Source organism: Streptomyces sp. NPDC060027, assembly GCF_042737005.1.
In the GTDB taxonomy this organism is placed as follows: domain Bacteria; phylum Actinomycetota; class Actinomycetes; order Streptomycetales; family Streptomycetaceae; genus Streptomyces.
This window is the reverse complement of the sequence record NZ_JBHWVI010000175.1, coordinates 1-18,574: the sequence shown is the minus strand read 5'-3', so window position 1 is coordinate 18,574 and position 18,574 is coordinate 1. Positions and strand designations below refer to the sequence as shown.

At 70.8% G+C, this 18,574-nt stretch carries 19 protein-coding genes and 1 tRNA gene; 4 read left to right on the top strand and 16 right to left on the bottom strand.

Translation table 11 applies throughout. The features are described from left to right. Positions 1-49: 49 nt before the first annotated feature. Positions 50-131, bottom strand: a tRNA-Tyr gene (locus ACFWBT_RS32010). Between the two features lie 201 nt (positions 132-332). Here ACFWBT_RS32010 and ACFWBT_RS32005 point away from each other — a divergent pair. After that, positions 333-821, top strand: a complete 489-nt coding sequence (locus tag ACFWBT_RS32005) for a YajQ family cyclic di-GMP-binding protein (RefSeq protein WP_261705276.1) — start codon at positions 333-335, stop codon at positions 819-821. Positions 822-1,086: 265 nt separating this feature from the next. Here ACFWBT_RS32005 and ACFWBT_RS32000 read toward each other — a convergent pair whose 3' ends face one another. Then, entirely contained in the window at positions 1,087-1,353 is a 267-nt protein-coding gene (locus ACFWBT_RS32000) for a GlsB/YeaQ/YmgE family stress response membrane protein (protein WP_266761679.1), read from the bottom strand. Between the two features lie 180 nt (positions 1,354-1,533). Between ACFWBT_RS32000 and ACFWBT_RS31995 the strand changes: the two genes are divergently transcribed. Then, complete coding sequence (locus ACFWBT_RS31995) at positions 1,534-2,778, top strand: APC family permease (RefSeq protein ID WP_385706479.1); 1,245 nt, start codon at positions 1,534-1,536, stop codon at positions 2,776-2,778. Positions 2,779-2,782: 4 nt separating this feature from the next. On the opposite strand, the gene ACFWBT_RS31990 is transcribed toward ACFWBT_RS31995, so the two are convergent. The 14 genes from ACFWBT_RS31990 to ACFWBT_RS31925 all read right to left on the bottom strand — a co-directional run bounded on the left by ACFWBT_RS31990 (position 2,783) and on the right by ACFWBT_RS31925 (position 15,514). Then, the gene (locus tag ACFWBT_RS31990; protein WP_385706478.1) at positions 2,783-3,349 is read right to left on the bottom strand and encodes an SMI1/KNR4 family protein; all 567 of its coding nucleotides are present in this window, start codon (positions 3,347-3,349) and stop codon (positions 2,783-2,785) included. A gap of 51 nt (positions 3,350-3,400) precedes the next feature. Further along, entirely contained in the window at positions 3,401-3,592 is a 192-nt protein-coding gene (locus ACFWBT_RS31985) for a hypothetical protein (protein ID WP_385706477.1), read from the bottom strand. Between the two features lie 46 nt (positions 3,593-3,638). Continuing rightward, positions 3,639-4,031: a YccF domain-containing protein gene (locus ACFWBT_RS31980; RefSeq protein WP_266761673.1), complete on the bottom strand. Its 393-nt coding sequence runs from the start codon at positions 4,029-4,031 to the stop codon at positions 3,639-3,641. Beyond that, a complete protein-coding gene (gene htpX, locus ACFWBT_RS31975) occupies positions 4,028-4,891 on the bottom strand; it encodes a zinc metalloprotease HtpX (protein WP_385706476.1) in 864 nt (287 codons plus the stop codon). Before htpX ends, ACFWBT_RS31980 begins: the two co-directional genes overlap by 4 nt. A 236-nt stretch (positions 4,892-5,127) precedes the next feature. Then, complete coding sequence (locus ACFWBT_RS31970; RefSeq protein ID WP_385706475.1) at positions 5,128-6,627, bottom strand: NADH-quinone oxidoreductase subunit N; 1,500 nt, start codon at positions 6,625-6,627, stop codon at positions 5,128-5,130. Then, a complete protein-coding gene (locus ACFWBT_RS31965) occupies positions 6,624-8,198 on the bottom strand; it encodes a NuoM family protein (RefSeq protein WP_385706474.1) in 1,575 nt (524 codons plus the stop codon). The genes ACFWBT_RS31970 and ACFWBT_RS31965 overlap by 4 nt, the downstream gene beginning before the upstream one ends. Before the next feature lie 6 nt (positions 8,199-8,204). After that, a complete protein-coding gene (locus ACFWBT_RS31960; RefSeq protein ID WP_385706473.1) occupies positions 8,205-10,196 on the bottom strand; it encodes an NADH-quinone oxidoreductase subunit L in 1,992 nt (663 codons plus the stop codon). Next, positions 10,193-10,573 (bottom strand): NADH-quinone oxidoreductase subunit NuoK, encoded by a 381-nt coding sequence (gene nuoK / locus ACFWBT_RS31955; RefSeq protein WP_385706472.1) that lies wholly within the window; start codon positions 10,571-10,573, stop codon positions 10,193-10,195. Before nuoK ends, ACFWBT_RS31960 begins: the two co-directional genes overlap by 4 nt. Next, positions 10,573-11,223, bottom strand: a complete 651-nt coding sequence (locus tag ACFWBT_RS31950; RefSeq protein WP_385706471.1) for an NADH-quinone oxidoreductase subunit J — start codon at positions 11,221-11,223, stop codon at positions 10,573-10,575. The genes nuoK and ACFWBT_RS31950 overlap by 1 nt, the downstream gene beginning before the upstream one ends. Next, the gene (locus ACFWBT_RS31945; protein ID WP_385706470.1) at positions 11,220-11,885 is read right to left on the bottom strand and encodes a NuoI/complex I 23 kDa subunit family protein; all 666 of its coding nucleotides are present in this window, start codon (positions 11,883-11,885) and stop codon (positions 11,220-11,222) included. The genes ACFWBT_RS31950 and ACFWBT_RS31945 overlap by 4 nt, the downstream gene beginning before the upstream one ends. Before the next feature lie 2 nt (positions 11,886-11,887). Further along, positions 11,888-12,856 (bottom strand): complex I subunit 1 family protein, encoded by a 969-nt coding sequence (locus tag ACFWBT_RS31940; RefSeq protein ID WP_266761660.1) that lies wholly within the window; start codon positions 12,854-12,856, stop codon positions 11,888-11,890. After that, entirely contained in the window at positions 12,853-14,466 is a 1,614-nt protein-coding gene (locus ACFWBT_RS31935; RefSeq protein ID WP_385706469.1) for an NADH-quinone oxidoreductase subunit C, read from the bottom strand. Before ACFWBT_RS31935 ends, ACFWBT_RS31940 begins: the two co-directional genes overlap by 4 nt. Next, positions 14,463-15,110: an NADH-quinone oxidoreductase subunit B gene (locus ACFWBT_RS31930; RefSeq protein ID WP_385706468.1), complete on the bottom strand. Its 648-nt coding sequence runs from the start codon at positions 15,108-15,110 to the stop codon at positions 14,463-14,465. The genes ACFWBT_RS31935 and ACFWBT_RS31930 overlap by 4 nt, the downstream gene beginning before the upstream one ends. After that, the gene (locus tag ACFWBT_RS31925; RefSeq protein ID WP_385706467.1) at positions 15,101-15,514 is read right to left on the bottom strand and encodes an NADH-quinone oxidoreductase subunit A; all 414 of its coding nucleotides are present in this window, start codon (positions 15,512-15,514) and stop codon (positions 15,101-15,103) included. The genes ACFWBT_RS31930 and ACFWBT_RS31925 overlap by 10 nt, the downstream gene beginning before the upstream one ends. Positions 15,515-15,819: 305 nt before the next feature. Here ACFWBT_RS31925 and ACFWBT_RS31920 point away from each other — a divergent pair, with 305 nt between their 5' ends. Further along, the gene (locus tag ACFWBT_RS31920) at positions 15,820-17,019 is read left to right on the top strand and encodes a sensor histidine kinase (protein WP_385706466.1); all 1,200 of its coding nucleotides are present in this window, start codon (positions 15,820-15,822) and stop codon (positions 17,017-17,019) included. A gap of 140 nt (positions 17,020-17,159) precedes the next feature. Beyond that, positions 17,160-18,515, top strand: a complete 1,356-nt coding sequence (locus ACFWBT_RS31915; protein WP_385706465.1) for a sensor histidine kinase — start codon at positions 17,160-17,162, stop codon at positions 18,513-18,515. The last annotated feature ends 59 nt before the right edge of the window (positions 18,516-18,574 follow it).

Genomic DNA, 18,574 nt, shown 5'->3' with positions numbered 1-18,574 from the left:
CAGCCCGTGACCTGCCGTTTAAGCAGGTCACGGGCCCTTGGTTCCCGGGTGGCGGCGCGTGGATTCGAACCACGGAAGGCTAAGCCGGCAGATTTACAGTCTGCTCCCTTTGGCCGCTCGGGCACACCGCCGGGGATGCTGCCCCTGAGCTCCGCTTCTGCGGTGCTCCCTGGCAACGACGTAAACGATACCTGATGCCCGGGGATGCTTCGCCACCCAATTGATCGACGCTTGGGGGGAGGGGGGTGGCTAGGCTTATGCGGATGCGGCCGGAGGCCTACGCCGGGCTCGACGGCCGCCCCTACGCACCCCGATACAAGGAGCCACAGGACATGGCCGACTCCAGTTTCGACATCGTCTCGAAGGTCGAGCGGCAGGAGGTCGACAACGCCCTCAACCAGACCGCCAAGGAGATCTCGCAGCGCTACGACTTCAAGAACGTCGGCGCCTCCATCTCCTGGTCCGGCGAGAAGATCCTCATGGAGGCGAACTCCGAGGAGCGGGTGAAGGCCATCCTCGATGTGTTCGAGACCAAGCTGATCAAGCGCGGCATCTCGCTGAAGTCGCTGGACGCCGGTGAGCCCCAGCTCTCCGGCAAGGAGTACAAGATCTTCGCGACGATCGAGGAGGGCATCTCCCAGGACAACGCGAAGAAGGTGGCGAAGATCATTCGCGACGAGGGCCCCAAGGGCGTGAAGGCCCAGGTGCAGGGCGACGAGCTGCGCGTCAGTTCGAAGAGCCGTGACGACCTGCAGGCCGTTCAGGCTCTCCTCAAGGGCAAGGACTTCGACTTCGCCCTGCAGTACGTGAACTACCGGTAGAACGCCTGGGAGAGCTCCTGGCAGAACGCCTGGTGACACGTCCTTCACGCCGAGCGCCGACACGCATCGCCGGTACATCGCCGACCCGCCACAGGGCCCGGTCGCCGCGGGGCGGTGCCTGCCGGGCTGATCATTGCCGGGGCGTCTCGTCTCGCGGTGCCGGGAAGCAGGAACCGGCCGCGGAACCGGCCGCGGTACGAAGAAGGGTGGGCACCCGGGGTGTCCACCCTTCTCGTCCGCCGGCCGTGGTCCCGGCGGTGCGCGCTCAGCGGCGCGAGTCGCCGAACAGGATGCGGTAGACGATCAGCAGCACGAGCGCACCGCCGATGGCGGCGGCCCAGGTGGCACCGTCGTAGAACTGCTTGGTGATGGGGTGGTCCAGCCAGCGGGCCGATATCCAGCCGCCTATGAACGCGCCCGCGACGCCGATGACGGTCGTTCCGATGAAGCCTCCCGGGTCGCGCCCAGGGAGCAGGAACTTGGCGATGGCGCCGGCCAGCAGCCCCAGAATGATCCAGCTGATGATGCCCATGTCCCCGAACCTGCCCTTCCGCGCTGTGCTCACGCTGTCCCGGCCCGGTGATTTCGGTCCTGCCGGGCCGGGCCCGAGCTGTCCGTGTCCGGTGCGGGTCGAGCGCGTGCCGGTGCTGTGTCGATGAACAGGACGTAGCCACGGCTCCCGCCGGTTGCAGTGATCAGTAGGGTGCGGCGCATGACGCCGTCCAGTCCCGAGTTGCGCCGCACCCTAGGAGTCGGTGACGCCGTGGTCGTCGGGCTCGGCTCGATGATCGGTGCCGGGATCTTCGCCGCGCTCGGCCCCGCCGCGCGGGCGGCCGGATCAGGGCTGCTGCTCGGGCTCGCGCTCGCCTCGGTCGTCGCCTACTGCAACGCGATGTCCTCGGCACGGCTGGCCGCCCTGTACCCCGCTTCCGGCGGCACGTACGTCTACGGGCGTGAGCGGTTGGGCGCCTTCTGGGGCCATCTGGCGGGCTGGTCGTTCATCGTCGGCAAGACGGCCTCGTGCGCGGCTATGGCGCTCACCGTGGGCGCGTACGTCTGGCCGTCACACGCGCACGCGGTGGCGGTCGCGGCCGTGGTCGCGCTGACCGCCGTGAACTACGGCGGCATGCAGAAGTCGGCCTGGCTGACGCGGGTGATCGTGGCGGTGGTCCTGGCGGTCCTCGCTTCCGTGGTGGTCGGGTGCCTCGGTTCCGACGTCGCCGATGCCGGGCGGCTGGACATCGGACTGTCCTCCGGCGCGGACGGGGTGCTTCAGGCGGCCGGTCTGCTGTTCTTCGCGTTCGCCGGGTACGCGCGCATCGCGACGCTCGGCGAGGAGGTACGCGATCCGGCGCGCACCATTCCGCGCGCGATCCCGTTGGCCCTGGGCATCGCGCTCGCGGTGTACGCGGCGGTCGCTGTCGCTGTCCTTTCGGTGCTCGGGTCGGCCGGGCTGGGGCTTGCCCCGGCGCCGCTGGCGGACGCGGTGCGGGCAGCCGGGCTGCCGGAACTCGTACCGGTGGTGCGGGTGGGGGCCGCCGTGGCCGCGCTCGGCTCTCTTCTCGCCCTGATCCTGGGTGTCTCACGGACCACGCTGGCCATGGCCCGCGACCGTCATCTGCCGGGCGCCCTGGCCGCCGTGCATCCCCGCTTCCAGGTCCCGCATCGGGCGGAACTGGCCGTGGGCATGGTGGTCGCCGCGCTGGCCGCGACGGTGGACGTGCGGGGCGCGATCAGTTTCTCCTCCTTCGGTGTGCTGGCGTACTACGCGATCGCCAACGCCTCCGCCTGGACACTGAGTCCGGCCCCGGCCTCGCGGGTCCTTCCGGTGCTGGGTCTGCTCGGGTGCGTGACGCTGGCCTGTGCCCTGCCTGGTGTTTCGGTGGTCGTGGGCGCGGCCGTCCTGGCGGTGGGGGCCGCGGCCTACGGCGTACGGCTGTGGGCGGCTTCGCGCTAGCGGGTCAGGAAGCCGGGGTCGCCGTCGTACGTCTGTGGAAGTCGGGCCAAGGGGGGAGGTCCGCGCCGTCGTGGGACTCCTCGTACCAGCCGGTTCCGTCGAGCCAGGCGCGCAGCCAGGTCGCGAGGTCGGGTGCGTCCACGTACCAGGCGTGGTCGGCCTCGTCGGCGTTCGGCTCGTAGAGCAGGACCGTGCCGTCGGGGCTCCGGCAGTCCACGCACGCGTACATCCCGCAGCCCCAGTGGGATATCGGCAGGACGCCCTCGGGCCATGGCCAGTCGGGGTCCTTGCGGCCGCTCTCGCGGCTGGCGAGGTACTGCGGAACGACCGCCGGCTCGCCCGAAGGCTGGCCGTCGAGCAAGGGCAACAGGCCGTATTCCGGACCGAATCCGCCGTCCCCGATCCGCAGGTAGAGCGAGGCGAGCAGCGCGGGCAGCGGGAAGCCGAGGACGGCCTCGGCACGGGCGACCTCGGCCGTGTCCACGGGCGCGGGCAGCGAAGGCCAGCCCCACGGGCGGGTGTTGCGGGCCTGCGTGGCAACCCGTGCCAGCAACTGCTCGATTTCGGTCATGGGTTCATCATGCAGCGCGCCACTGACAATCGGGCAGCCTGTGGACAACCCTCACGCCGGACGGACATCGACGCCGTTCTCGGCGAGGAAGGCGACGAGTTCCTCGAAGGTCGGCGGGCGGTGGTCGGTGCGTCGGGGGACGCCGAGGAAGGCGCGGGCGATGTCCGCGGAGTGCCATACGGGCGAGAAGGGCGGCTCGGCGCCGCGGCGGCCTCGCAGGCAGTCTTCAGTGTGTCCGGGCACCGGCCGAAGTCAGGTGCTTCGGCAGGCCCACCCCCGCGTCCACCCGCTAGCGCGTCGCGAACGGCTGGTCCGTGGGCACGACTTCGCGTCCCAGCGGGAACAGCGAGATCGGGATGAGCTTGAAGTTGGCGATGCCGAACGGGATGCCGATGATCGTGATGCACATGGCGATGCCCGTGACGACGTGGGCCAGGGCGAGCCACCAGCCCGCCAGGACCAGCCACAGGACGTTGCCGACACAGGACGGCGCGCCCGCGTCGTGGCGCTCCACCGTCGTATAGCCGAAGGGCCACAGGGCGTAGAGCCCGATACGGAAGGCGGCGATGCCGAACGGGATGCCGATGATGGTGATGCACAGGATGATGCCTGCGAGCAGGTATCCGAGGAACAGCCAGAAGCCGCTCAGGATGAGCCAAATGACGTTCAGAATTGTCTTCACCGGTGACGACCTGCCATCTGCTCGAGCCGGGCGATACGCTCCGCCATCGGCGGATGCGTGGAGAACATCTTCGACATTCCCTGTCCCGGGCGGAAGGGGTTCGCGATCATCATGTGGCTGGCGGTCTCGATGCGCGGCTCGGGAGGCAGCGGCAGCTGCTTGGTGCCGGCGTCGAGCTTGCGCAGCGCGCTCGCGAGGGCGAGGGGGTCGCCGGTGAGCTGGGCACCGGACGCGTCCGCCTCGTACTCCCTGTTGCGGCTGATCGCGAGCTGGATGAGGGAAGCGGCGAGCGGGCCCAGAATCATGACCAGGAGCATCCCGAGAATGCCGGGACCGTCGTCGTCATTGGAGCGGCCGATCGGGATCAGCCAGGCGAAATTGACCAGGAACATGATCACCGAGGCGAGGGCGCCGGCCACGGACGAGATCAGGATGTCGCGGTTGTAGACGTGACTGAGTTCGTGGCCGATGACGCCGCGCAACTCGCGCTCGTCCAGGATGCGCAGGATCCCCTCGGTGCAGCACACGGCCGCGTTGCGCGGGTTGCGGCCCGTCGCGAACGCGTTCGGCGCCTCCGTCGGTGAGATGTACAGGCGCGGCATGGGCTGGCGTGCCTGGGTGGAGAGATCGCGGACCATGCGGTACAGGGCCGGGGCCTCGAACTCGCTCACCGGGCGGGCGCGCATCGCGCGTAGAGCCAGCTTGTCGCTGTTCCAGTACGCGTACGCGTTCGTCCCGATCGCGATGAACAGCGCGACGATCAGGCCGGTGCGCCCGAAGAAGCTGCCGATGACGATGATGAGTGCGGACAGTCCCCCGAGAAGTACGGCTGTCCTGAGCCCGTTGTGCCGGCGGTGCACGGTACGCCCTCCAAGTGGTGCAGCAGGGGAACCCTTTGCTTGCTGATGCTCTGCTTCCACTCTTCAGTGGACCCTCCCGTACTGGTCAACGCCAGACGGAGAGCACTAGTTCCCTTGTGCGCACGGCCTGGAACGTGGACCGTCCGGGTGAATCGAACGGTGGTCCACGCGCGCGCGTGGATCTTGGCCGGGGTGGAGATACCGGGTTGTCCCGGACGGGGGAACCGGCCGCCGATTCAGAAGAGTCCGGTCGCCGAGAAGCGCAGGATCAGCTGGGGCGCACCTGACAGGACGATGCCCAGGACGGCCGTCAGGGCGATGGCCGCGGTGAGTGGAGCGGGGGTGCGGTGCGTGCCCGGCTCGCCCTCGGGAGCGCGGAAGAGCAGCGTCGTCCACTGGAGGTAGTAGAAGAGCGCGATCACCACGTTGACGGCCATGACGACGGCCAGCCAGCCGAGCCCGGCGTCGACGGCCGCGGAGAAGACGGTCACCTTGGCGAAGAGACCGATGATGCCCGGCGGCAGACCGGCCAGGCAGAGCAGGAAGAAGCCGAGGACCAGCGCGGAGAGGGGGCTCTCGGCGTACAGACCCCGGTAGTCGCTGATGCGGTTCAGGGGACTTCTGCGGGCCACCAGGGCGGCCACGGCGAAGGCGCCGAGGTTCACGGCCGCGTACATGAGGGCGTACGCGACCGTGGAGCCGATCGCCTTCTCGGCGTCCTTGGAGTAGGCCGCGGCCGCGATCGGGACCAGGAGGTAGCCGGCCTGTCCGACGGAGGACCAGGCGAGCAGCCGTACCGCGCTGTACGCGCGCGTGGCCCGCTGCCGCAGGGCGCCGACGTTCCCGACCGTCATGGTGAGGGCCGCCAGCGCTGCCAGCGCCGGGCCCCAGACATCGGCGTACGACGGGAAGGCGATGACGGTGACGAGGATCAGCCCGGAGAAGCCGACCGCCTTGCCGACGACCGACAGGTAGGCGGCGATCGGCAGGGGCGCCCCTACGTAGGTGTCGGGCACCCAGAAGTGGAAGGGCACGGCGGCCGTCTTGAAGGCGAAGCCGACGAGGGTGAGGACGACGCCCGTCTGGGCGAGGGTGTGGAACTGTCCGTCGACGTGCTGGATCCCGTCCGCGATGCGGGTGAGGTAGAGGCTGCCGGTCGTCGCGTAGACGAAGCTGACGCCCATGAGGCTGACCGCGGTCGCGGTGACGGAGGACAGGAAGAACTTCAGGGCCGCTTCCGAGGACTTCTTGTCGCCGCGCCTGATGCCGACGAGCGCGAAGGCGGGCAGCGAGGCGACCTCCAGGGCGACGATGAGGGTCGCGAGGTCGCGGGAGGCGGGCAGCAGGGCGGCGCCGGCGGCCGAGGAGAGCAGCAGGAACCAGTACTCCCCTTCGGGGAGTTCCTTGTCGGCGTCCTTCAGGGCGGTGACGGAGAGCAGGGCGACGAGGAGCGCGCCGCCGAGCACCAGGAGCTGGATGACCAGGGTGAAGCGGTCCGCCACGTAGCTGCAGGTGTCCGCATCGCCTGTCAGGCAGAACGTCGCCCGGTCGCCGTCCAGGAGGGGGAGCAGCAACAGCGCGGACGCGGCCAGGCCCGCCACGGACACCCAGCCGAGGACTGCCTTCTTCGCGTCGCCGATGAAGAGGTCGGCGACGAGCACGACGAGTCCGACGACCGCCGCGAGGGTGGGCGGCGCGATGGCGAGCCAGTCGACGGACTGGGCCAGGGAACTCATCGGGTGCCTCCTGCGAGGAGCTGCTGTACGGCCGGGTCGGTCAGGCCGAGGAGGGCCCGGGGCCACAGGCCGGCGACGACGGTGAGGACGACGAGCGGTGTCCAGGCGGCGAACTCGTAGCTCTGGACGTCGGCGAGCTTCGGTGTCTCCTGCGCTGTGCCGCCCATGCAGACGCGGCGCACGACGATGAGCATGTAGGCGGCCGTGAGCAGGGTGCCGAGCGCGGCGATCGCCATGAACGTCAGATAGGCGGGACGGCTGAGGCCGGCGGCGGGCTCGAACGCGCCGAACAGCGCCAGCATCTCGCCCCAGAACCCGGCGAGGCCCGGCAGCCCGAGCGAGGCGACGGCGGCGAAGGCCAGCAGGCCGCCGAGGCGCGGGGCCTTGCCGTACAGCGCGGCGCCCGTCTCCTCGGCGAGGGTGTCGAGGTCGGTGGTGCCCGTGCGGTCCTTCAGCGCTCCGACGAGGAAGAAGAGGAGGCCGGTGATGAGGCCGTGGGCGATGTTGGCGAACAGCGCGCCGTTCACGCCGGTCGGGGTCATCGTCGAGATGCCGAGCAGGACGAAGCCCATGTGGCCGACGGAGGAGTAGGCGATGAGCCGCTTGAGGTCGCCCTTCGCGCCCTGCTTGGCGAGGGCCAGGCAGGCCAGGGAGCCGTAGATGATCCCGACCACGGCGAAGGCGGCGAGGTAGGGGGCGAAGGTGCGGAAGCCGTCCGGGGTGATGGGCAGCAGGATCCTGACGAACCCGTACGTGCCCATCTTCAGCATGACGCCGGCCAGCAGGACCGAGCCGACGGTCGGGGCGGCGGTGTGGGCGTCCGGCAACCAGCTGTGCAGCGGCCACATCGGCGTCTTGACCGCGAGCCCGATCCCGATCGCCAGAACGGCGATGACCTGCACGGATGTGGTCAGCGACCGGCCGTTGTCAGTGGCGAGTGCCACCATGTCGAATGTGCCTGCCTTGATTCCGATCAGGAGCAGGCCGAGCAGCATGACGACCGAACCGAGCAGGGTGAAGAGGATGAACTTCCAGGCCGCGGCCTGGCGCTGGGCACCTCCCCACCGGGCGATGAGGAAGTACATCGGGATGAGCACCATCTCGAACGCGAGGAAGAACAGCAGCAGATCGAGGACGGCGAAGGTCGCGAGCGTGCCGGACTCGAGGACGAGCAGCAGTGCGACGAATGCCTTCGGGGTCGGGCCCGCGGGCATCTTGAAGTAGGAGTACAGCGCGCAGAGGAAGGTCAGCAGCGCGGTGAGGACCAGAAGGGGGAGGGAAATGCCGTCGATGCCGAGGTGGATCCGCACGTCGAGTGCGGGGATCCAGCTGATGTCCGTCGTGGCCTGCATCCTCGACGGCTGGTCGTGGTCGAAGCCGAGCGCGAGGACGATCGCGGCGATGAGCACCACACCGGTGACGGTCACACCGTGCCGCAGCACCGCCTGCTCGGGCGACTTCCCCTTCAGTCCGGGCGGGGCCGGCAGGAGGGCCACGGCGGCCCCGATGAGCGGGCCGGCGACGATCAACGCGAGAAGAATCTGCATCACGGATTCACTGATATCGATCACGCGTGCTCACGCTCCCGTGGCGACGAGGAGGGCGGCGACCACCAGGACGACGGTGCCGGCGAGCAGCGCGCTCACATAGGTCTGCACATTGCCGGTCTGGGCACGCCGTACGGCCGTGCCCAGCCAGCGGGGTAGGGCGCCCGCGCCGCGTACATAGGTGTCGACGACCTCTCGGTCGAGGAACCGGACGAGCGAGGCTCCGGCCTGGACCGGGCGGACGAACAGCACGGTGTACACCGCGTCGAGGTGGAAGCCGACGGCCGCGTGGCGGTGCAGGGGGCCGAGCAGCAGTCGGCCCGGGTCCGCCGGGTCGGCGGCGTAGGCCACGTCTCCGAAGGCGGGTTCGTGGGCGGCGATGGCCTCGGCCTCGACCTGTCCGGCATCGGCGCCGGGGTGGGCCGCGACCGCACCCATCGGTCTGCGGGCCGCCAGGGCGGTGGTGTGCCGCCAGGCGCCGTAGGTGACGATCACGCCGACCAGGGCGAGCCCTGTGCCGAGCACCGAGGTGGTGAGGACCGGTGTCAGGTCACGGCCGTCGAACCAGTCGGGCAGCGGGCCGATCGCCAGGCCGAAGACGAGCGACGGGACGGCGAGCACCCAGAGCACGGCTGTCATCGTGACCGGCTGCCTGCCGTGGTCGGGAGCCTCGGCTCCGTGCCCGCGGAAGGCCAGCAGCCACAGCCGGGTGGCGTACGCGGCGGTGAGGACGGCGGTGATCAGACCGGTCACCAGGACGATCCAGCCCGCGGCGCCGGGGGCCTGCTCGGTGTGCCCGGTGGCGACGTGCTCGGCGGCCCCGAGGACGGCTTCCTTGGAGAAGAAGCCGCTGAAGGGAGGAATCGCGGCGAGCGCCAGCAGGGCCACGGTCATCGTCCAGTAGGCGTCGGGGACGCGGGCGCGCAGGTCCTTCATACGGGACATGACGGCCAGCGAGTTGGTGCCGGAGGCGTGGATGATCACGCCGGCCGCGAGGAACAGCAGCGCCTTGAAGGCGCCGTGCGCGAGGAGGTGGAAGACGGCGGCACCGCGGTCGCCGACGGCGAGGGCGCCGGCCATGTAGCCGAGCTGACCGATCGTCGAGTAGGCGAGGACCCGCTTGATGTCGTCCTGGGCGAGTGCCGCGAGTCCCGAACCGACCATCGTGACACCGGCCATGACGGCGAGGACGACCATCGCGGCCAGGGAGGCCTGGAAGACGGGGAGGAGCCGGGCGACGAAGTAGATACCGGCGGCGACCATCGTCGCGGCGTGGATCAGCGCGGAGACGGGTGTGGGGCCCGCCATCGCGTCGGGCAGCCAGGTGTGCAGCGGGAACAGTGCCGACTTGCCCGCAACGCCCGCGAGGAGCAGCAGGGCGACCAGGGTCGGGTGGTGCAGTCCGCCGCTCGCCACGGTGCCGAGGACCCTGGTGATCTGGAAGGAGCCGGCGTCGGTGGCCAGGGCGAACAGACCGATGAGGAAGGGGACGTCGCCGAGTTTGGTGACCAGGAAGGCCTTGAGGGAGGCGGCGCGGGCCTCCGGGGTCTCCCAGTAGTGGCCGACCAGGAAGTACGAGCAGATGCCCATGATCTCCCAGCCGACCAGGAGCACCATCAGGTCGCCCGAGTAGACGACGAGCAGCATCGCGGAGGTGAACAGGGAGACGAGAGCGGCGTACGAGGGGTAGCGCGGGTCGTCGCGCAGGTAGCCCGTCGAGTAGATCTGCACGCAGGTGGCGACGACGCCGACGAGTACGGCGACGAGGGCGGCGAAGCCGTCGATGTGCAGGCTCAGTTCGATGGGGACCGAGCCGGTCGGGGTGAGTTCGGTGTGCGCGTCGACGGCCCGGCCGCCGCCCTGGTCCATGGCGACCAGCACGGCGAGGACGAGCGACGCGAGAGGCGGCAGTACGGCGAGCGGGCGGACGAAGCCCGGGGCCGTGCGGCCGAGGAGGAGTCCGGTGACGGCGCCCAGGAACGGGAGGAGGGGGACGAGGACGGCGAGGGTGGTCGTGGTCACGCGGTGGCCTCAGCCTTCTCGGCCGCGGGGGCGTCGCTGTCGGGGTCGTCGGGGCCGTGGCCCTCGGCGGTGTCGCGGAGCTTGTCGATGTCCGAGGTGCCGCGGTTGCGGTACACGGCGAGGACGATCGCGAGGCCGATGCCGATCTCGGCGGCGGCGATGGCGATGGTGAACAGGGTCAGTGCCTGACCGGAGTGCAGCGTGTCGCGGGCGGTCTTGGAGAGCCAGACGTCGAAGGCGACGAGGTTCAGGTTGACGGCGTTGAGCATCAGCTCGACCGACATCAGGACCAGGATCGCGTTGCGGCGCGCGAGGACTCCGTACAGGCCCGTGCAGAACAGGAGGGCGGCGAGCACGGCGGGATAGGCGAGGTGCATCAGCGGACACCTTCCTTGTCTTGTTCGCCGCTGCGGCTGCCGGGGACGCGCGGGGTGGTCGTCGCGGCGTCCGCCTTCGCCTTGCGGGAGAGGACGATCGCGCCGACCAGGGCGGCGAGGAGAAGGACGGAGAGCGCTTCGAAGGGGAGGACCCAGTTCTGGAAGAGGCTCGCTCCGGTCACCTCGGTGGAACCGGCGGCGGCGCCGTTCAGGTCGACCCAGGTGGTGCGGAAGGCGTCGACGACGACCCAGACCAAGGCGCCGGCCGAGGCGACGGCCACGGTCAGGGCGGCCCAGCGGTTGCCGGAGTCGGCGTCCGGGGAGCGGCCGATCGGGGCCCTGGTGAGCATCAGACCGAACAACAGGAGGACGACGACGGAACCGACATAGATGAGGACCTGCACCCATGCGATGAACTCGGCTGTCAGCAGCAGGTATTCGACGGCGAGGCCGCCGAGGGCCACCACCAGCCACAGGGCGGCGTGCACCAGCTGCTTGGTGGTGACGGTGACGAGCGCGGCGCCGAAGGTGACCAGGCCGACGAGGAGGAAGGCGATCTCGACGCCGGTCGGGGAGAGGAAGCCGTGGTGTCCGGAGTCGACGGTGGTGGCCGCGTGGGCCGCCGTGGCCGCGGCTGCTGCGAAGGTCACGACTGTCCCTCCTGCGGACCGGAGGGGGGCGTGGCCGGGGGCTCCGGCTGCCCACCCTGCTCGGCCTGGGTCGGCTGCCCACCCTGCTCGGTCTGCGCCGCTTGGGCTGCCTGCGCCGCCTGTTCGGCCTGCGCCGCCTGTTCGGCCGCGAGTTTGTCGGCGGTCTTGCGGGCTGCGGCGAACTCCTTGGGTTCCTCGGCGCCGGGGTCGAGGGCGGGCGGGGCCGGGACGGTCCACATCCACTCGCGGAGCTTGTCGCGTTCGTGGGTGAGTTCGTGGATGTCGGTCTCCGCGTACTCGAACTCCGGGGACCAGAAGAGGGCGTCGAAAGGACAGACCTCGATGCAGATACCGCAGTACATGCACAGGGAGAAGTCGATGGCGAAGCGGTCCAGAACGTTGCGGCTGCGCTCGCGGCCACCCGGGGCGGCCGGCGGGACCGTCTCCTTGTGGGAGTCGATGTAGATGCACCAGTCCGGGCACTCGCGGGCGCACAGCATGCAGACCGTGCAGTTCTCCTCGAAGAGGCCGATGACGCCGCGGGTGCGGGGCGGGAGTTCGGGCTGGGCGTCCGGGTACTGCGCGGTGACGGTCTTCTTCGTCATCGTGCGGAGGGTGACGGCCAGGCCCTTGGCGAGGCCGGAGCCAGGAATGGGGGCCATGGTTACGCGATCACCACCTTGACGATGCCGGTGAGGGCGATCTGGGCGAGGGACAGGGGGACGAGGAGGGTCCAGGAGAGTTTCTGGAGCTGGTCCTCGCGCAGGCGGGGATAGGTGACGCGGAGCCAGATGACGACGAAGGCGAGGATCGCGGCCTTCAGGAGCGTCCAGACCCAGCCGAGGCCGTCGGCACCCCAGGGGCCGTGCCAGCCGCCCAGGAAGAGGACGGTGGTCAGACCGCACAGGACGACGATTCCGGCGTACTCGGCGAGCAGGAACAGGGCGAAGCGCAGGCCGGTGTACTCGGTGTAGGCGCCGAAGATGATCTCGGAGTCGGCGACGGGCATGTCGAAGGGGGGCCGTTGGAGTTCGGCGAGACCGGCGACGAAGAACACGATCGCGCCGACGATCTGCCAGGGCAGCCACCACCACTCGAAGGCGTCCACGATGCCCGGGAGCGAGACCGTGCCGGCCGCCATCGCGACCGAGGCCGCGGTCAGCAGCATCGGGAGCTCGTACGCGAGAAGCTGGGCGGCGGTGCGGAGGCCGCCGAGGAGGGAGAACTTGTTGGCCGACGCCCAGCCCGCCATGAGCGAGCCGAGGACGCCCACGCCCATGACGGCGAGGACGAAGAAGATGCCCGCGTCGACGACCTCGCCGACCGCGCCCTCGCCCGGGCCGATGGGGATGACGAGGAGGACCAGGAGGTACGGGAGGAGGGCCACGGCGGGGGCGAGCTGGAAGATACGGCGGTCCGCGCCCGTGGGGACGATGTCTTCCTTCTGGGCGAACTTCACGCCGTCCGCGACGAGCTGGGCCCAGCCGTGGAAACCGCCCGCGTACATCGGGCCGAGGCGGCCCTGCATGTGGGCCATCACCTTGTGCTCGGTCTGACCGACGATCAGGGGGAACGTCAGGAACACGACGAAGACGACGAGGAGGCGTAGGGCGACGTCGAGAGCGTCGTTCACTGCGTACCTCCGGAGGGGTCGTCAGGGGTGGGGGCGGGCTTCGGATCGGGGATGGCGACGGGCTTCGAACCGGCGCCGGGATCCGCGTTCGGCTCCCGATCGGACGCCGGGTCGGAGGCAGAGGCCGACTCGGACGCCGGGTCTGGGTCGGACGCCGGGTCTGGGTCGGACGCCGGGTCTGGGTCGGACGCCGACTCGGACTCGGACGCCGGCCCAGAGCCGGACTCGGACTCGGACGCCGGCCCGGAGTCGGACCCGGGTTCCGACTCGGGCGCCAACTCCTGCCGGGGGTCGGGCTCCTGCCGGAGCTCGGACTCACGCCCCGATTCCGGGGCGGGCTCGGTCTTCGCCTCGGGGGTCGGTGCAGGGGTCGGTTCAGGCGTCCCCCCGGGCTTGGACTCCGGCGTCGCCTCAGGCTCGGACTCCGGCGTCAGCTCGGGCGCCGGTCCCCGCGCCGCCTTCGGCTCCGGGTCATCGAACGCGGGCTTCGCCTGGTGCCAAGGAGCATCGGAGCTGCGCGGTGCGGCAGGCCTTCTGGCGGGCCTCGTCGCCGAGTCGGGGTCGGCTGCCCGAGGGTCACTCGCCGGAGAGGCCGGCTCCACAGCAGGTGTCGGCTCCGCGGCAGGCGTCGGCTCCACCGTCGAGGTCGGTTGCGCGGCAGCCGTCGACTCGGAGGGAGCCGGGGGTTCCGCACCAGCCGTCGGCTCCACCGCAGCCGTCGGTCGCGCGGCAGCCGTAGGTTCCGCGGCGGACGGCGGATCGGAAGGTGAAGGCGGCGTCTGTTGCGCTCGTTGGGTCGCCGAGCCCTGGCTCGCGGTGCGGGCTCTGCGCGCGGGCCGCGCGGCCTCCGCACCGGAGGCGGCACCCGCCCCCGTGTCCGTCGCCCCGGCGGCCACACCGGCCGCGCTCGCGTCGGCGGGTGCGGAGGTAGTTGCGGCCGGTGTCTGACTGGCCGACCCCTCCCCCGCCGTGCGAGCCCTGCGCACGGGGCGGTCACCGGCGGGGCGGGCCGCGCCGCGGGCCGGGCGGGACGGGGCCGGGGGGAGCTGGCCCTTGAGGGGGCCCCACTCGTTGGGGTCGGGAACGCCGGGCGGAAGCATCTGGCGGCGCTTGGGGCCGCCGTGCTCGGACTCGCCGGGTTCCTTCGCGCCGGGCCAGGCCTTGGCGACGCGGGCGGCCAGGACGAAGTCCTTGCGGAGGGGGTGGCCTTCGAAGCCCTCCGGCAGGAGCAGGGGGTCGAGGCCGGGGTGGCCCTCGAAGGCCACCCCGAACATTTCGTGCGTCTCGCGCTCGTGCCAGGCGGCGCCCGCGTAGACGGAGACCGCCGACGGGAGGACCGGGGCGGCGTGCGGGACGGTCGTACGGACGAGGAGGCGGCGTACCGGGGACAGGGCCACGACGTGGGCCGAGACACGGAAGCCCGTGCCGGGTTCGTCGACGGCGCTCAGCCAGTCGAAGTAGGTGCAGCCCAGCGTGTCACGGGCCGTCTCCAGGGCCGCGATCCAGGACGCCGGGGGTACGTCGACCGTCAGGACCTCGTACGACTCCTCGGCCGTGGCGTCGGGGCCGAAGAGTTCCTCGGCGGGGCCGGGGAGCCAGCCGACGGTCATCGGTCCTCCTCACCGGGGGCGGTCGCATCCGTCCCCGGAACACTCGTCGCCGAAGGGGCCGGGGGCTTCACCAGACCGCTCTGGAGCGCGGCGGCCGACGGTCGCGGCGCGTCGGTCCCGTACCGCTCCCCCAGCGACTCCCGGGCGATCTTCTCCTGGAGCTTGAGGATGCCCTGGAGGAGGGCCTCGGGGCGGGGCGGGCACCCGGGGACGTACACGTCGACGGGGATGATCTGGTCGACGCCCTTGGTGACGGAGTAGGAGTCCCAGTAGGGGCCGCCGCAGTTGGAGCAGGCGCCGAAGGAGATGACGTACTTCGGTTCGGGCATCTGCTCGTACAGGCGCTTGACGGCGGGCGCCATCTTGTCCGTGACCGTGCCCGACACCACCATCAGGTCGGCCTGGCGGGGGCCCGGCGCGAACGGGATCACGCCGAGGCGGATGAAGTCGTGGCGGGCCATCGACGCGGCGATGAACTCGATCGCGCAGCAGGCGAGGCCGAAGTTGAAGACCCAGAGCGAGTAGCGGCGGCCCCAGTTCAGGACCACCTTCATGGGCTCGGGGGCGAGGCGGGCGAGCGCGCCGAGCCGCTTCGGCTCGGGGAGCAGCACCGGCTGGTCCGGGGCGGAGGGGGTCACGTCCATGTCAGGACGCCCTTCTTGTATGCGTACAGCAGGCCCACGGCCAGGAAGCCGAGGAAGATGAACATCTCGACGAGCGTCGCGGCGCCGTAGCCGGGAGCGGCGAAGACCGTGGCCCAGGGGAAGAGGAAGATCGAGTCGACGGCGAAGATGACGTAGAGGAAGGCGTACACGTAGTAGCGGACCTGGGTGTGGGCCCAGCCCTCGCCGACGGGGTCGACGCCGCACTCGTACGTCAGGAGTTTCTCGGGGGTGGGGACCACGGGCCGCAGCAGGCGGCCGGCCCCGAAGGCGACGGCGACGAACAGCACGCCCACCACGGCGATCAGTCCGACGACCGAGTAGGACTGGAAGTAGTCCGCCGCGACGACGGTTCCGGTCGCCGCGAGAACGGTCGGTTCCGGCACGTCAGCCCCTCACTCCCTGACCTCGTTGCGCCCCGTCGTGCGCCGTCGCGCACTCTGTGATGCGCCATGTTCGACGATCTGTACGGACGGGAGTCTAGGGCCTGCTAAAGAGAGCGTAAGCAGCCCGTCACGCCTCGACCATCCCTCGACCACCGGGGAGACGTTCACGTCTCACGGTGTGAACGTGTCCCGGCACTACCTCGTCGTCACCGACAGCTCTCACCCCTGGGGGTGGGGTTTTCCCCAGTGCATCGCGGCGGCCCACCTCATGGCGCGGCGGCGCGCCGCCGGGCAGGCTAGCGGATATGACCGAACGCATCACGCCCGCCAGTCCGCCGGACGATCCGTCCGACGGTGACCGGCCGCCCGCCGTACGCCTCGCCCTCGACCCGGTGACCTGGAAGGAGATCTCCCATCTTCTGGTGAATCTGCCGGCCTCGATCATCGGATTCGTGTACGTGGTGACGATGCTGGCCACGGGCGCGGGGCTCGCGGTGACGGTCGTCGGGCTGCCGCTGCTCGCGGCCGGGCTGCGGGGTGCGCGGCAGCTGGGCAAGGCGGAGCGGGCGCGGGCGCGGCGGTTGTTGGGGCTGCGGATCGACGAGCCGAGTCCGTTGCCGGTGCGCAGGACCGGCTTCTTCGGCTGGCTGTGGTCGAGTCTGAAGGACCCGGTGGGCTGGCGGGCGGTGCTGTACGACCTCATACGGCTGCCGTGGGGCATCGTCACGTTCACGGTGACGCTCGTGTCGCTGTTCGTGCTGTGGCCGGTGCTGCCGTTCATCGCGCGGGGGCTGACGAACGTGGACCGGGCGCTGGTGCGCGGGCTGCTGTCGCCCTCCGACGAGTTGGAGCGCCGCATCGCCGAACTGGAGTCGGACCGCGGGGTCGTGGTCGACACGGCCGCCGCCGATCTGCGCCGGATCGAGCGCGATCTGCACGACGGGGCGCAGGCCCGGCTCGTCAATCTCGCGATGGGGCTCGGTTTGGCGAAGGAGAAGCTCCTGGAGGACCCCGACGCCGCGGCGACGATGGTCGACGAGGCGCACGGCGAGGTGAAGCTGGCCCTTCAGGAACTGCGTGATCTGGCCCGGGGCATCCACCCGGCGGTCCTCACCGACCGGGGTCTGGACGCCGCTCTGTCCGCGATCGCCTCGCGGTGCACCGTGCCCGTGAAGGTGACGGCCGAACTGGAGGCGCGGCCCGCCGCCGCCATCGAGGGCATCGCGTACTTCACCGTCTCCGAGCTGTTGCAGAACGTCAGCAAGCACAGCGGCGCGAGGTCCGCGTCCGTCGACGTCTGGCGGACGGACGAGCGCCTGCTCATCCAGGTCTCGGACGACGGCCGCGGCGGGGCGGGCCTCGACGGCGGGACGGGCATGGCGGGGCTCGCGGACCGGCTCGGCGCGGTGGACGGACTGTTCGTCGTCGAGTCACCGGTGGGCGGCCCGACGGTCATCACGGCCGAACTCCCGTGGCGGGACCGGCAGAACGAGCCCGCGCAGTGAGCGGGCCCGCTGTTGTCCGCCGGGGTAGGGAAAACCCCCGGTCCAAGACGCCGATCCGCTCCATGTCCGGCGGGCGTCCCGGACGGCAGGGTTGAGGTAGGAGCCGACGCGCAGGACGAGACGAGAGAACGGACGGACCGATGGCCACGGACTACGGACACGGATACGGGCACCGGAGCGGGCCCGGATTCGGCGGGGCGGGTGCCGACGGGCGGCGGCACCGTCTTCCGGCTCCGCTGCGGGCGCCGATCGAGGCCCGCAGCTGGCGTGAGTTCGGCTACGTGATGCTGGGCCTGCCGCTCGGGATCATCATGTTCACGTTCACCGTCACGATGGTCTCGCTCGGCGCGGGCCTGCTGATCACCTTCCTGGGCATACCGGTGCTCGCCGCGGCGCTGGCCGGCTGCCGTGGCTTCGGCTCGCTGGAGCGGGCGCGGGCGCGCGGGCTGCTCGGTGTCGAGGTGGCCGAGCCCGAGCCGCTCAGGATGAAGAAGCACGGGGCGATGGCGTGGATGGGCGCCGTACTCAAGAGCGGCACGTCGTGGCGGCACCTGCTGTACGCGGTGGTCCAGTTCCCGTGGTCGGTGTTCTCCTTCGTCGTGGCGCTGAACTTCTGGGCGTACGGCTGGGCGCTGCTGACGTATCCGCTGTGGTTCTGGATCTTCCCGATGTACGGCGGTCAGGACGGACTCCAGCTGTACGGCGACGGGACGCACTCGATCTATCTGGACAACCCGTTCGAGATCACGGTGACCGCGCTGGTGGGGCTGCTCTTCACGATGGCGACCCCGTGGATCGTGCGGGCGCTGACGAGCGTGGACCGGCTGATGGTGCGCGGGCTGCTCGGCCCCTCGCGGCTGGCCACACGTGTGGTGGAGCTGGAGTCGGACCGGGGGGTCGTGGTCGACACGGCCGCGGCGGACCTGCGCCGGATCGAGCGCGATCTGCACGACGGGGCACAGGCCCGGCTCGTCGCCCTGGCGATGGACCTGGGGCTCGCCAAGGAGAAGCTGGCCGAGGACCCCGAGGCCGCGGCCCGGATGGTGGACGAGGCGCACGGCGAGGTCAAGACGGCGCTGCAGGAGCTGCGGGATCTCGCGCGCGGTATCCATCCGGCGGTGCTGACCGACCGCGGGCTGGACGCCGCGCTGTCCGCGGTGGCCTCGCGGTGCACGGTCCCGGTGCAGGTGGAGGTGGATCTGCCGGCGCGGCCGGCGCCCGCGATCGAGGGGATCGCCTACTTCACCGTCTCCGAGCTGCTCCAGAACATCAGCAAGCACGCGCGGGCGACCCGGGCGACCGTGGATGTGTGGCGGGTCGAGAACCGGCTGATGATCCAGGTCGCGGACAACGGCGTCGGCGGGGCCGGCGTCTCCGAGGGGTCGGGTCTCGCGGGACTGACGGAGCGGCTCGACGCGGTGGACGGGATTCTGGTGGTGGACTCGCCGGTGGCCGGTCCGACCCGGATCACGGCGGAGCTGCCCTGGCGGGGCTGAGAGGCCCTGGCCGGGGAGACGGATCCCCCAGGGGCGGTGCCCCCACCCAGGGTGGGGGC